Genomic DNA, 12,920 nt, shown 5'->3' on the forward strand with positions numbered 1-12,920 from the left:
CACCTGACTTGACCACAAACCATGGCGCACAGCCCGCGACCGGCCACGAGGTGACGACACGATGGCGATGACCGCTGCGGTCAAAGACGAACTGAGCCGGGTCGACGTGCCCAAGCCGTGCTGCCGGCGGTCGGAGATGGCGGCCCTGCTGCGCTTCGCCGGCGGCCTGCACATCGTCTCCGGCCGGGTGGTGGTCGAGGCGGAGCTGGACACCGGTGCGGTGGCCCGGCGGCTGCGCACGACCGTCGCCGACCTGTTCGGCTACCCCAGCGAGGTGCACGTGCTGGCCTCGGGCGGGCTGCGCAAGGGCAGCCACTACATCGTGCGCATCGTCAAGGACGGCGAGGCGCTGGCGCGCCAGACCGGCCTGCTGGACGTGCGCGGCCGCCCGGTGCGCGGCCTGCCGCCCAACGTCGTCTCCGCCAGCGTCTGCTGCGCGGTGGCGGCGTGGCGGGGCGCGTTCCTGGCGCACGGCTCGCTGACCGAGCCGGGCCGCTCCAGCGCGCTGGAGATCACCTGCCCAGGGCCGGAGTCGGCGCTGGCGCTGGTCGGCGCGGCGCGGCGGCTCGGCATCACCGCCAAGGCGCGCGAGGTGCGCGGGGTGGACCGGGTGGTGGTCAAGGACGGCGACGCCATCGCGGCGCTGCTCACCCGCATCGGCGCTCACTCCAGCGTGCTGGCCTGGGAGGAGCGCCGGGTCCGGCGCGAGGTGCGGGCCACCGCCAACCGCCTGGCCAACTTCGACGACGCCAACCTGCGCCGCTCGGCGCGGGCCGCGGTCGCCGCGGCGGCCCGGGTCACCCGCGCCCTGGAGATCCTGGCCGACGACGCCCCGGGCCACCTGACCAGCGCGGGCCGCCTGCGGCTGGAGCACCGGCAGGCGTCGCTGGAGGAGCTGGGCGCGCTGGCCGACCCGCCGCTCACGAAGGACGCGATCGCCGGACGCATAAGGCGTCTGCTGGCGCTTGCCGACAAGCGCGCGCGTGACCTGGGCATCCCGGACACCGAGGCCGCCGTGACGGCGGAGATGCTCACCGTCTGACGCGACCTGCCGCATGACGATCCCGCCCGACCTGTTCGGGCGGGATCGTCGTCTTCTCTGTTAAAAGAGTGGCGGACGACACCATCGTGAAACAAAGACCCCGGCGGTGCGCCGGGTCACAGCTCAGCTAGGGTCGAACAAGTACGGCGACGCTGCCGGCAGCTCGGCCAGCAAGCCGTTATGTCAGGTGTGTGGGCGGCGGGACCGGGCGAGTGACCTATAGGCCGCCGCACTCGGCTTTCGAAGCCGCCAGTCGGCGCACATGCGAGGAGATGGGACCTGTGACCATCCGGGTTGGCATCAACGGCTTCGGCCGCATCGGGCGTAACTTCTACCGGGCCCTGCTGGCGTCCGGCGCGGACATCGAGCTGGTTGCCGTCAACGACCTGACCGACAACGCGACCCTGGCGCACCTGCTCAAGTACGACAGCATCCTCGGCCGCCTGCCCTACGAGGTGAAGGCGACCGACACCGACCTCACGGTCAACGGCAAGTCGTTCAAGGCGTTCGCCGAGCGCGACCCGGGCAAGCTGCCCTGGGGCGACCTGGGCGCCGACGTCGTGATCGAGTCGACCGGCCTGTTCACCGACGCCGCCAAGGCGAAGGTGCACGCCGACAACGGCGCGAAGAAGGTCATCATCTCGGCCCCGGCCAAGGGTGAGGACATCACCATCGTGCTGGGCGTCAACCACGACCAGTACGACCCGGCCGCGCACAAGATCATCTCGAACGCGTCCTGCACCACGAACTGCCTCGCCCCCATGGCGAAGGTCCTGAACGACACGATCGGGATCGAGAAGGGTCTGATGACCACGATCCACGCGTACACCCAGGACCAGAACCTGCAGGACGGCCCGCACAAGGACCTGCGTCGCGCCCGCGCCGCGGCCCTGAACATCGTGCCGACCTCGACCGGTGCCGCCAAGGCCATCGGCCTGGTGCTGCCGGAGCTGAAGGGCAAGCTGGACGGCTTCGCGCTGCGCGTGCCGATCCCGACCGGCTCGGCCACCGACCTGACCTTCACCGCCGCTCGCGAGACGTCGGTCGAGGAGGTCAACGCCGCGATCAAGGCGGCGGCCGAGGGCCCGCTCAAGGGCATCCTGGTCTACACCGAGGACGAGATCGTGTCGGCTGACATCGTCACCGACCCGGCCTCCTGCATCTTCGACGCCGGCCTGACCAAGGTCATCGGCAACCAGGTCAAGGTCGTCGGCTGGTACGACAACGAGTGGGGCTACTCCAACCGCCTGGTGGACCTCACCAAGCTCGTGGGTGCATCGCTGTAATGCGTTCCCTCGACGACCTGCTCGGCGAGGGTGTCTCAGGTCGGCGCGTGCTCGTGCGCGCCGACCTGAACGTGCCCTTCGTCAAGGACCAGCCCGGCGTCATCGCCGACGACGGCCGCATCCGGGCCGTCCTGCCGACCATCGTCGCCCTGCGGGACGCGGGCGCGGCCGTGATCGTCATGTCGCACCTGGGCCGCCCCAAGGGCGAGCCCGACCCGAAGTACACCCTGGCCCCGGTCGCGCAGCGGCTGCAGGAGCTGCTGGGTTCGCCGCTGGAGTTCGCCGCCGACACCGTCGGCGAGTCGGCCCAGGCGGCCGTCGCGGGCCTGCAGCCCGGCGGGGTGGTGCTGCTGGAGAACCTGCGCTTCAACGCCGGTGAGACCAGCAAGGACGACGCCGTGCGCGGCGCGTTCGCCGACCAGCTCGCCGCCTTCGCCGACGTGTACGTCGACGACGCGTTCGGCGCGGTGCACCGCAAGCACGCCAGCGTCTACGACGTGGCGGCCCGCCTGCCGCGCTACGCGGGCGGCCTGGTCGCGACCGAGGTCGAGGTGCTCAAGCGCCTCACCGAGAACCCGGCCACGCCGTACGTGGTGGTGCTCGGCGGGTCGAAGGTCTCCGACAAGCTCGCCGTGATCGAGGCGCTGCTGAACAGCGCCGACAAGCTGCTCATCGGCGGCGGCATGTGCTTCACCTTCCTCAAGGCCCAGGGCCACGGGGTGGGCGGCTCGCTGCTGCAGGACGAGATGCTCGACACCTGCCGCGACCTGCTGGCCCGCGCCGGCGACCGGATCGTGCTGCCGGTGGACATCGTGGTGGCGGACCGGTTCGCCGCCGACGCGCAGACCGAGACGGTCGCCGCCGACGCCATCCCGGACGGCTGGCTCGGCCTGGACATCGGCCCGGCGTCGGTGGCGCTGTTCGCCGACGCGCTGGCCGGGGCGAAGACGGTCTTCTGGAACGGCCCGATGGGCGTGTTCGAGCTGGCTCCGTTCGCGGGCGGCACCCGCGGCGTGGCCGAGGCGATCACCAAGGTCGACGGCTTCACCGTGGTCGGCGGCGGCGACTCCGCCGCGGCGGTGCGGGCGCTGGGCCTGGACGAGGCGGCCTTCGGCCACATCTCGACCGGCGGCGGTGCGTCGCTGGAGTACCTGGAGGGCAAGGCCCTGCCGGGCCTGCTCGCGCTGGAGGCCTGACAGATGGCAGTGGAGAAGCGCCGGCCGCTGATGGCCGGCAACTGGAAGATGAACCTCAACCACCTCGAGGCCATCGCCCTGACCCAGAAGCTCGCGTTCAGCCTGAACGAGAAGCAGCTGGAGGCGGTCGAGGTGGCGGTGATCCCGCCGTTCGTCGACATCCGCAGCGTGCAGACCCTGGTCGACGGGGACCGCCTGCTGATCAAGTACGGCGCGCAGGACGTCTCGGCGCACAAGTCGGGCGCCTACACCGGCGAGATCGCCGCGAGCATGCTGGCCAAGCTGGGCTGCTCGTTCGTGGTCGTCGGCCACTCCGAGCGCCGGCAGTACCACGCCGAGGGCGACGAGCTGGTCAACGCCAAGGTCAAGGCCGTGCTCGCCGACGACATGACGCCGATCCTGTGCATCGGCGAGGGCCTGGACATCCGCGAGGCGGGCACCCACGTGGAGTACACGCTGGCCCAGCTCGACGGCGGCCTGGCCGGGCTCACCCCGGCGCAGGTGGAGAAGGTCGTCGTGGCGTACGAGCCGGTGTGGGCCATCGGCACCGGCAAGACCGCCACGCCCGAGGACGCCCAGGAGGTCATCGGCGCGATCCGCGCGCAGCTGGCCAAGGTGCAGGGCGACGCCACCGCCAACGCGGTGCGCGTCCTCTACGGCGGCTCGGTGAAGGGCTCGAACATCGCCGCGATCATGGCGCAGCCCGACATCGACGGCGCGCTGGTCGGCGGGGCGAGCCTCGACGCGGACGACTTCGCGAAGATCTGCCGCCTGGGGGAGTGACCCCGGTACGTCGGAGCGGGCGGGTGGCCATCGGCCCCCGCCCGCTCCGCTGTCACCGGCAGTGATCTTACGGATGCCGGGAGTCCTTCTTTGTTGCGATCTGGCTCCCGCCTGCCGGTGCCGCGGCGCGAGTGCCTAAAGTGTGCGCGTGACCGGGCCACCTCTGGGTGCGCGGTCCCGCCCCCGACCACCCCCGAGATCCTTGGTGGGCCACCCCCGCCCGCCGAGAGGACGACCATGCCTCACCTCGCGCGAACGCGCCGCCGCATGACCGCAGCCGTCCTGGCGCTCGTCACCGCGGGCGCGGTGGCCGCCTGCGACTCCGCAGCCGACTCGAGCACCTCCGTCACCGCGGGCGGCACGATCCGGGTGGTGCTGACGCAGCTGCCCTCGCACCTGGACCCGCAGAAGATCGGTGCGGCACTGGACTCCAACGTCAGCCGCCTGCTGTCGCGCACGCTCACGACGTACAAGTCCGAGCCCGGCGCGGCCGGCAGCGAGCTGGTGCCCGACCTCGCCACCGACCTGGGCCGGCCCAGCGAGAACAACACGGTGTGGGAGTTCAAGCTGCGCGAGGGCGTGAAGTGGGAGGACGGCGCCGCGATCAACTGCCAGCAGGTGAAGTACGGCGTCGAGCGCAACTTCTCCTCGCTGTTCAAGTCGGGCCTGCCGTACGCGAAGCTGCTGCTGGCCGACAACGCGACGCCGTACGAGGGCCCGTACAGCGGCAAGGAGCTGGACTCGGTCACCTGCGACGACTCGCGCACGATCAAGTTCAAGCTGAAGCAGCCCACCGGTGACTTCAACTACGCGGTGGCCCTGTCGGTGTTCTCCCCGGCCAAGCCGGGCTCGGACGGCGACAAGGACGCCTACGACCGGCGGCCGCTGTCCAACGGGCCGTACCGGGTCGAGCCGCGCGTGGCCGACGACCGGATCACCCTGGTGCGCAACGAGCACTGGTCGGCGAGCGTGGACGGCATCCGCAAGGCGTTCCCGGACAAGATCGAGATCGTGAAGAACGAGAACGACCCGGCGGTCACCAACGCGCTGATCCAGAACCAGGGCGGCGACCGCAACTCGGTCCTGCTCAACGCCAACGTCGCGCCGAACTTCCTGCAGCAGGTCGTCAACGACCCCGAGCTGTCCAAGCGGACGGCGACCGGTCCGACCGGCGCGGTGCGCTACTTCGCCATCAACACGAAGCTGATCAAGGACCTGCGCTGCCGCCAGGCCCTGGTGTACGCGTTCAACAAGCGCAAGTACCGCCAGGCGATGGGCGGGTCGATCATCGGCGACCTGGCCACCTCGATGATCCCGCCGAACCTGGCCGCGCACGCCAAGTTCGACGACTACGGCACGCTGAGCGACGGCGACGGCAACGAGGACAAGGCGATCGCCCTGATCGACCAGGCCAAGGACGACAAGGTCACCTGCCCCGACTCCATCAACGTGGCGCTGCCGGACAACGACACCATCGCCCGGTACGTCAAGACGATGGTCGACGCGTACGTCCGCGTGGGCATCAAGGTCAACCTCAAGCGGCTCGACGCCGACATGTACTGGGACATCATCGCCGACTCCGGCCACCCCTACCACCTGATCTACGCGGGCTGGATCCCCGACTGGGCCAACGGCTCGGCCGTCATCCCGCCGCTGTTCGACGGCAGCCTGGTGCAGCCGCCGGGCGAGCTGAGCGGGTCGAACTACTCGTTCCTAAAGGACGCCGAGATCGACCAGGCGATCAAGGAGGCCAACGCCGAGCCGACCCTGGCGCGCCAGTACAAGCTGTGGGGTGAGCTGGACGGCAAGCTGTCGCAGCTGGCCGTCACCATCCCGGTGATCTACCCCAACGCGATCCGGATGGCCGGGTCGAACGTGGGCGGGATGTTCATCCACTCCCAGTTCGGCATGCCCGATCTGGCCGCGCTGGGCCTGCTCGACCCGACCATCGCCACGGATGTGGCATCCTCGCCCTCCTGACGCCGGGCCGCGCCCGCTATTCTTGACCGACACCCGGGCCGCGCCAGCGGCCACCGATACCGAAGGACCGTGCTCATGCCGATCGGCTTCGCCTACGCAATGATCGTGTTGCTGATCATCACCAGCGCCCTGCTCACCATGCTGGTGCTGCTGCACCGGGGTAAGGGCGGCGGCCTGTCCAGCATGTTCGGCGGTGGCGTCTCGTCGAGCCTGGCGGGTTCCTCCGTGGCGGAGAAGAACCTGGACCGGTACACCGTGCTGGTGGGCATCGTCTGGTTCGCCTGCATCGTCGGCCTGGGCCTGTGGCTCAAGCTGGAGATGGGCGCCTGATCCGCGCGATCACGTGAAAGGGCCGGTCGGCATCGCCGACCGGCCCTTTCACGTGATCGGCGCGCGCCGTCGTGCGCGCGCTCAGAGCGAAAGGAAGGGGCCCTTCTTATCGCTTCGCGTAGAAGAAGGGCCCCTTCCAAACCATTCGGCTGGCGGGGGCTCGGCGTGGGTGCACGCGTGAACTCAAAAGGCGCCGACCGGTGAGGGTCGGCGCCTTCGTCGTGGGCGGTGCGGTCAGCGCCGGACCGGTGAGTCCGCCGGGATCCTTGCCGCAGCCGCCTCGTCGAGCAGCCACAGCGTCCGCGTGCGGCCGTGCACCGACGCTGCGGGCAGCCCGCCGCCGCTCGTGAGCGCCGTGCCCACCGCGCCGGCCTTGTCGCCGCCCGCCGCGACCAGCCACACCTCGTCGGCCGTGTTGATCGCGGCCGGGGTGAGCGTGGTGCGCACCGGCGGCGGCTTGGGGCTGTCGGTCACCGCGCCGACGGTGCCGTCCGGCACCGGGTGGCCCGGGAAGACCGAGGCCACGTGCCCGTCCTCGCCGACGCCGAGCAGGAGCACGTCGAAACGCGGCAGCTCAGCGCCGTCGGCGGCCGCCGCGAGCTCCCCGGCGTAGCGCCGGGCCGCCAGGACCGGGTCTGCGCCGTCGGGGCCGTCCGAGGGTGGCATCGGGTGCACCCGGGCCGGATCGAGCGGCAGCGCGTCCAGCAGGGCCGCCCGCGCCTGGGTCTCGTTGCGGTCGGGGTCGCCGGCGGGCAGGAACCGCTCGTCGCCCCACCACAGGTCGACCCGCGACCAGTCGACGGAGTCGAAGCCCGGGCTGGTCGGCACCGCGCGCAGCACCGCCGCCGCCACCCGGCCGCCGGTCAGCACCGCGTGGGCGCCGCCGTACGCGGCCTGGGCCTGCGCCAGCTTCGCCACCAGCCGGGTCGCCACCGACTCCGCCAGCGCGGCGGCGTCGGCGTGCACCTGCACGGTCATGCCGCCGCCCCCACGGCCTGGGTCCACGCCGGGTCCTGCCAGATGTGGGTGCGCACGCTGGGCCGCTCGCCGAGCCCGCCCACCCCGGTCGCCGCCGCCAGCGCCCGCGAGTACGGCTGGTCGGCGTCGAGCCGCTGCAGCTCCTCGGCCAGCTCCTCGCCCAGCCGCCGCTGCAGCAGCGGCAGCACCAGGTCGAGGTGGCCGGGGCGGCGCAGCAGCGCCATCCCGTCACCGGTGCTGTGCAGGCTGAGCGTGCCGCCGTCGGCCAGCGCGAAGTCGACGCCGCTGAGCCTGCCGTCGGCCGAGTCGGCCAGCCGCACCGGGATGCCGGTGCGGCTGACGATCCAGCCGCGCAGCAGCGCGCCCAGCGGGTCGGCGGCACCGGCGTACACGACCGCCGAGACCGCGTTGGCGTTGCCGGTGTCGAAGGCGCCCGCGATCAGCGAGCGCCAGCCGGTCAGCCGGGTCCAGGACAGGTCGGTGTCGCCCGGCGCGTAGTCCAGCGCCCGCTGGCGCAGCGCGCCCTCGGGGTCGGCGCACTGGGCGATGTCGGTGACCCGCCGCTCGGCCACGACGCCGAGCGGGTCGTACGCGATGTGCTCCGGCGGGGTGCCGTGCCACCAGGTGACCACCGGCACGTCCGGGGCGAGCAGCGGCATGACCACCGACTCGCTGTGCAGGGCCAGCCGGCCGTGCATCCGCATGATCACGGCCTCGCACGGGCCGAGCCGGCCGCCGACCACGATCTCGGCGTCGAGCCGGTCCTTGGCGTTGGCGGTCGCCGCGTCGACCCCGGCCACCGGCCCGCGGCTGACCACGAGCAGGCGGCACGGGTGCGAGGCGGCGGCGATGGTGGCCGCGTCCTCCACCTGGCGCGAGCGGCCCTCGTCCACGATGACGACCAGGTTCAGGGCCAGGCCGCTGGCCACGCCGCCGGCGTTGCGCCGCTCCGCGGCGAGCTTGCGCACCACCTCGTTACCGGTGGTGTCCCACAGGGCTAGCATCCCGCCCGCCTTCCGGAGAGATTCTTCTCGCTCATGCCCGCCGCCAGGTGCGGCCCTCGGCGGCCAGCATCTCGTCGGCCTCGCGCGGCCCCCACTCGCCCGCCCGGTAGGTGGCCGGCTTGGTGCCGATCCAGGCCTCCTCCAGCGGGTCGACGATGCGCCAGCCCTCCTCGACCTCGGCGGCGTCCGGGAACAGCGTCCGGTCGCCGAGCATGACGTCGAGGATGAGCCGCTCGTACGCCTCCGGGCTCGACTCGGTGAACGCCTCGCCGTACGCGAAGTCCATGCTGATGTCGCGCAGCTCCATCTGGGTGCCCGGCACCTTGGACCCGAACTTGAGCATCACGCCCTCGTCCGGCTGCACCCGGATGACCAGCTGGTTGTGGCCCAGCAGCTCGACGTCCTCGGGGTAGAACGGCAGGTGCGGCGCCTTCTTGAACAGCACCGCGACCTCGGTGACGCGCCGGGGCAGGCGCTTGCCCGCCCGGATGTAGAACGGCACCCCCGCCCAGCGGCGGTTCTGGATCGACAGCCGCGCCGCGACGTACGTCTCCGTCGTCGAGGTCGCCGGGACGTCGGACTCCTCCAGGTACCCCTTTACCCGCTGCCCGGCCACCCAGCCGGTCAGGTACTGCCCGCGCACCGTGCCGGTCGACACGTCGGCCGGGGGCGCGGTGGCGCGCAGCACCTTGAGCTTCTCGGCCCGGATCTCGGCGGCGTCGAAGGTCGTCGGCTCCTCCATGGCCACCAGCGCCAGCAGCTGGAGCAGGTGGTTCTGCAGCACGTCGCGGGCGGCGCCGGTCGCGTCGTAGAAGCCCGCGCGGGTGCCGATGCCGACGTCCTCGGCCATGGTGATCTGCACCGAGTCGACGTACTTGGAGTTCCACAGCGGCTCGAACAGGGAGTTGGCGAAGCGCAGCGCGAGGATGTTCTGCACCGTCTCCTTGCCGAGGTAGTGGTCGATGCGGAACACGTCCTGCGCGCTCACCACGTCGTCCACCAGGTCGTTGAGCGACTTGGCCGAGGCCAGGTCCTCACCGAACGGCTTCTCCACCACCACGCGGCGCCAGCCGCCCGACTTGTCGTTGTCGGCCATGCCGGTGCGCTCGAGCTGCTTGAGCACGGTCGGGAAGGCCGCGGGCGGGATGGACAGGTAGAACGCCGCGTTGCCGGGGATGCCGTGCGAGTCGCGCAGCTCGTCGAGCGTGCGCGACAGCGTGTCGAACGCGGCGTCGTCGTCGAACGCGCCGCCGACGAACTTGATGTTGCCCGACAGCCGGTTCCAGACCTCCTCGCGCCACGGGGTGCGCGCGTGCTCCTGGGCCGAGGTGCGGGCGAGCTGCTCGAAGTCGCCGTCGCCCCAGTCGCGGCGGGCGAAGCCGAGCACCACGAAGCCGGGCGGCAGCAGACCGCGGTTGGCCAGGTCGTACACGGCGGGCAGCAGCTTCTTGCGGGCGAGGTCGCCGGTGACCCCGAAGATGACCAGCGCGCACGGCTCAGGGATGCGCGGCAGGCGCCGGTCCTGCGGATCCCGCAGCGGGTTGGGCTGCTGCGGGGTCGACGACACGCTCACGTGACGTCACCTCTCCTTGTCGGTGGACAGGCGGTGCGCCGATTCGAGCAGCTGGGCGGTGCCCTTGGCCCGGTCGGTGAGGTGCAGGTGCAGCAGCGGCCGGCCGCGGCCGGCCAGCGCCTGGCGGTCGCCGGCGGCCTGGGCGGCCTGCAGCGTGCCGAAGCTGTACGGCTTGCCCGGCACCGCCAGGTCCGCGTTCACCGCGCCGGTGACCTGCAGGAACGCGCCGACCTGCGGCCCGCCCTTGTGGTACTGCCCGGTCGAGTGCAGGAACCGCGGCCCCCAGCCGTAGGTCACCGGGCGGCCGCTCGCCTGCGCCAGCGCCGCGCGCAGCTTCGCGCCGTCGGCGTCGCCGAACCGGTCCAGGTACTCCATGATCGCGATGTACCCGTCCGACCCTGCCTCGGCCACCAGCCACGCCAGCGCCTCGTCCAGCGTGGACACGGTCGCGGTGGTGTAGACCGCGACGTCGCCCTCGGTGAACGCGGGCTGCTCCGACGGCATCCCCTCGTCGAGGATCTTGCCGGTGTTCTGCTTGGACTCGGTCACGTTCGGCTGGTCGAACGGGTTGATGCCGAGCACCCGCCCGGCGATCGCGGTGGCCGCCTCCCAGCACAGGAACTGGGCGCCCAGCGGGCCGTTGACCGCCGCGTCGGGCGTACCCGCCGGTGATCCACCGGCGGCGCCGACGGTCGCGGTGAAGACGTCGGCACCGGTCGCGCCCGGCGCGTCCTGCCCCTCCACCACGACCGGCAGGATGCCCTTGCCGTCCTTGCCGGTGGACTCGGCGATGAGCTGCTCGGCCCAGTCGCCCAGCCCGGTGATGCCGCTGCCGTCGTCGGCCAGCGACACCTTGTCCCGCCCGGCCAGCGCGGCGGCGCCGAGCGCGGCGCCCAGCAGCAGCGACGGGTTGGCCTCGGGGGCGGCGGCCAACGTGGCCGCGAACTCCTCGGCCTGGTCCAGCAGCTCGGCCACGTCCACCCCGGCCAGCGCGGTCGGCACCAGGCCGAACGCGGTCAGCGCGGAGTAGCGGCCGCCGACGTTCGGGTCGGCCAGCACCACGTAGGCGCCCATCTCGCGGGCGGTCGACTCCAGCGGCGAGCCGGGGTCGGTCACGATCACGAAGTGGCGGCCGACCTCGGCCTCGGGCAGGCCCGCGTCGAGGAACGCCTGCCAGTACGCCCGGCGGTGGCTGTCGGTCTCGATGGTGCCGCCGGACTTGCTGGAGACGACCACCACGGTCCGGTCCAGCCGGTCGCCCAGCGCCGCCTTGACCTGGCCCGGGTCGGTGGTGTCCAGCACCGTCAGCGCCTTGCCCAGGGTCAGCGAGATGACCTCGGGCGCCAGCGACGAGCCGCCCATGCCGGCCAGCACGACGTGGTTCAGGTCGCCCAGCTCCTCGCGCAGCTCGGCCAGCTGCGGCAGCAGCGCCCGGCTGCCCACGAAGGTGTCGATCCAGCCCAGCCGGATGATCGCCTCGGACTGCGCGTCCGGACCCCACAGGGTGGCGTCCTTGCCCGCCAGGGCGGCGGGCACGCCCGCCGCCTCCAGCTCCGACACCTGCGCCGCGGCCTGCTGTGCCGCCGCGGGGGAGAGGCGGACGGTCAGCCCGCCTCCCGTCGCAACCTCGGTCATGCCTGCTCCAGTTTCGCCTGTACCCCGGCCAGCAGCTCCTGCCAGCTCGCGTCGAACTTCGCCACGCCGTCGCTCTCCAGGAACGCCACCACGTCGTCGTAGTCGACCCCGGCCGCGCGCAGCGCGTCGATGGTCTGCTGCGCCTGGGCCAGGTTGCCGGTGACCGTGTCCCCGGGCACCTTGCCGTGGTCGGCGAAGGCCTGCAGCGTCTTCTCCGGCATGGTGTTGACCGTGTCGGCGGCGACCAGCTGCTCGACGTAGAGCGTGTCCGGGTACTCCGGGTTCTTGGTGCCGGTCGAGGCCCACAGCGGCCGCTGCGGGTTCGCCCCGGCCGCCTTCAGCTCCGCCCACCGGGGCGACCCGACGACCTGCAGGTACTCCCCGTAGGCCAGGCGGGCGTTGGCGACGGCGGCCTGGCCGCGCAGGGCCAGCGCCTCCGGCGTCCCGATCTTCTCCAGCCGCTTGTCGATCTCGGTGTCGAAGCGGGACACGAAGAACGACCCGACCGACTCGATCTTCGACAGGTCATGCCCGTTCGCCTTCGCCTGCTCCAGGCCGGCCAGCCAGGCGTCCAGCACCGCGCGGTAGCGCTCCAGCGAGAAGATCAGCGTCACGTTGACGCTGATGCCGTCGGCCAGCGCCGCGGTGATCGCGGGCAGGCCCTCCAGCGTCGCCGGGATCTTGATGAACAGGTTGGGCCGGTCCACCAGCCACCACAGCTGCTTGGCCTCGGCGATCGTCGGCTCGGTCTCGTGCGCCAGCCGCGGGTCGACCTCGATCGACACCCGGCCGTCACGGCCGCCGGTCGCGTCGTACACCGGCCGCATCACGTCGCAGGCCCACCTGATGTCGTACGTGGTGAGCATGCGCACCGCCTCGTCGACCGAGACCTTGCGCGCCTTGAGGTCGTGCAGCTGCTGGTCGTAGTCGTCGCTGCCGGCCAGCGCCGCGGCGAAGATGGTCGGGTTGCTGGTCACCCCGACCACGTGCCGCGTGTCGCGCAGGTCCGCCAGCGCCGTGTGGGAGCCGCCCTCGGTCAGCCGCTCCCGGGAGATGTCGTCGAGCCAGACCGCCACGCCGGCGGCGGAGAGCTCGCCCAGGGCTTCAGTCATC

General features: G+C 72.0%; 11 protein-coding genes. 6 read left to right on the forward strand and 5 right to left on the reverse strand.

The genetic code is table 11. The annotated features are described in order from the left end of the window. Positions 1-61: 61 nt before the first annotated feature. From whiA to secG, 6 genes are all read left to right on the forward strand, one after another. Positions 62-1,042: a DNA-binding protein WhiA gene (whiA, locus tag QEZ54_RS31275; protein WP_217397533.1), complete on the forward strand. Its 981-nt coding sequence runs from the start codon at positions 62-64 to the stop codon at positions 1,040-1,042. Positions 1,043-1,323: 281 nt separating this feature from the next. Beyond that, complete coding sequence (gap, locus tag QEZ54_RS31280; RefSeq protein ID WP_281308350.1) at positions 1,324-2,328, forward strand: type I glyceraldehyde-3-phosphate dehydrogenase; 1,005 nt, start codon at positions 1,324-1,326, stop codon at positions 2,326-2,328. After that, complete coding sequence (locus QEZ54_RS31285) at positions 2,328-3,524, forward strand: phosphoglycerate kinase (protein WP_281308351.1); 1,197 nt, start codon at positions 2,328-2,330, stop codon at positions 3,522-3,524. The genes gap and QEZ54_RS31285 overlap by 1 nt, the downstream gene beginning before the upstream one ends. A 3-nt stretch (positions 3,525-3,527) precedes the next feature. Further along, positions 3,528-4,307, forward strand: coding sequence for a triose-phosphate isomerase (gene tpiA / locus QEZ54_RS31290; RefSeq protein ID WP_281308352.1), 780 nt, complete (start codon positions 3,528-3,530; stop codon positions 4,305-4,307). A 267-nt stretch (positions 4,308-4,574) separates the two neighbouring features. Next, positions 4,575-6,287: an ABC transporter substrate-binding protein gene (locus QEZ54_RS31295; RefSeq protein ID WP_281308353.1), complete on the forward strand. Its 1,713-nt coding sequence runs from the start codon at positions 4,575-4,577 to the stop codon at positions 6,285-6,287. Positions 6,288-6,362: 75 nt separating this feature from the next. Next, positions 6,363-6,617, forward strand: coding sequence for a preprotein translocase subunit SecG (gene secG / locus QEZ54_RS31300; protein ID WP_281308354.1), 255 nt, complete (start codon positions 6,363-6,365; stop codon positions 6,615-6,617). A gap of 234 nt (positions 6,618-6,851) precedes the next feature. Here the strand turns inward: secG and pgl are convergent, their stop codons facing one another. The 5 genes from pgl to tal are packed head-to-tail and all read right to left on the reverse strand — an operon-like array spanning position 6,852 to position 12,919. After that, a complete protein-coding gene (pgl, locus tag QEZ54_RS31305; RefSeq protein WP_281308355.1) occupies positions 6,852-7,595 on the reverse strand; it encodes a 6-phosphogluconolactonase in 744 nt (247 codons plus the stop codon). Next, complete coding sequence (locus QEZ54_RS31310) at positions 7,592-8,599, reverse strand: glucose-6-phosphate dehydrogenase assembly protein OpcA (protein WP_281308356.1); 1,008 nt, start codon at positions 8,597-8,599, stop codon at positions 7,592-7,594. The genes pgl and QEZ54_RS31310 overlap by 4 nt, the downstream gene beginning before the upstream one ends. 31 nt (positions 8,600-8,630) lie before the next feature. Then, entirely contained in the window at positions 8,631-10,166 is a 1,536-nt protein-coding gene (gene zwf / locus QEZ54_RS31315) for a glucose-6-phosphate dehydrogenase (RefSeq protein ID WP_348650594.1), read from the reverse strand. A 12-nt stretch (positions 10,167-10,178) separates the two neighbouring features. Further along, entirely contained in the window at positions 10,179-11,807 is a 1,629-nt protein-coding gene (locus QEZ54_RS31320) for a glucose-6-phosphate isomerase (protein WP_281308358.1), read from the reverse strand. Continuing rightward, entirely contained in the window at positions 11,804-12,919 is a 1,116-nt protein-coding gene (gene tal, locus QEZ54_RS31325) for a transaldolase (protein ID WP_281308359.1), read from the reverse strand. Before tal ends, QEZ54_RS31320 begins: the two co-directional genes overlap by 4 nt. Between the last annotated feature and the right edge of the window lies 1 nt (position 12,920).

The organism is Catellatospora sp. KI3 (assembly GCF_029948125.1).
GTDB lineage: Bacteria > Actinomycetota > Actinomycetes > Mycobacteriales > Micromonosporaceae > Catellatospora.

What these genes read in the sequence shown, in the direction of transcription:
- QEZ54_RS31285 (WP_281308351.1), top strand. Translation starts at nt 2,328, where the DNA reads ATGCGTTCCCTCGACGACCTGCTCGGCGAGGGTGTCTCAGGTCGGCGC.
- QEZ54_RS31310 (WP_281308356.1), bottom strand. Translation starts at nt 8,599, where the DNA reads ATGCTAGCCCTGTGGGACACCACCGGTAACGAGGTGGTGCGCAAGCTC.
- QEZ54_RS31295 (WP_281308353.1), top strand. Translation starts at nt 4,575, where the DNA reads ATGACCGCAGCCGTCCTGGCGCTCGTCACCGCGGGCGCGGTGGCCGCC.
- tal (WP_281308359.1), bottom strand. Translation starts at nt 12,919, where the DNA reads ATGACTGAAGCCCTGGGCGAGCTCTCCGCCGCCGGCGTGGCGGTCTGG.
- whiA (WP_217397533.1), top strand. Translation starts at nt 62, where the DNA reads ATGGCGATGACCGCTGCGGTCAAAGACGAACTGAGCCGGGTCGACGTG.
- QEZ54_RS31320 (WP_281308358.1), bottom strand. Translation starts at nt 11,807, where the DNA reads ATGACCGAGGTTGCGACGGGAGGCGGGCTGACCGTCCGCCTCTCCCCC.
- secG (WP_281308354.1), top strand. Translation starts at nt 6,363, where the DNA reads ATGCCGATCGGCTTCGCCTACGCAATGATCGTGTTGCTGATCATCACC.
- pgl (WP_281308355.1), bottom strand. Translation starts at nt 7,595, where the DNA reads ATGACCGTGCAGGTGCACGCCGACGCCGCCGCGCTGGCGGAGTCGGTG.
- tpiA (WP_281308352.1), top strand. Translation starts at nt 3,528, where the DNA reads ATGGCAGTGGAGAAGCGCCGGCCGCTGATGGCCGGCAACTGGAAGATG.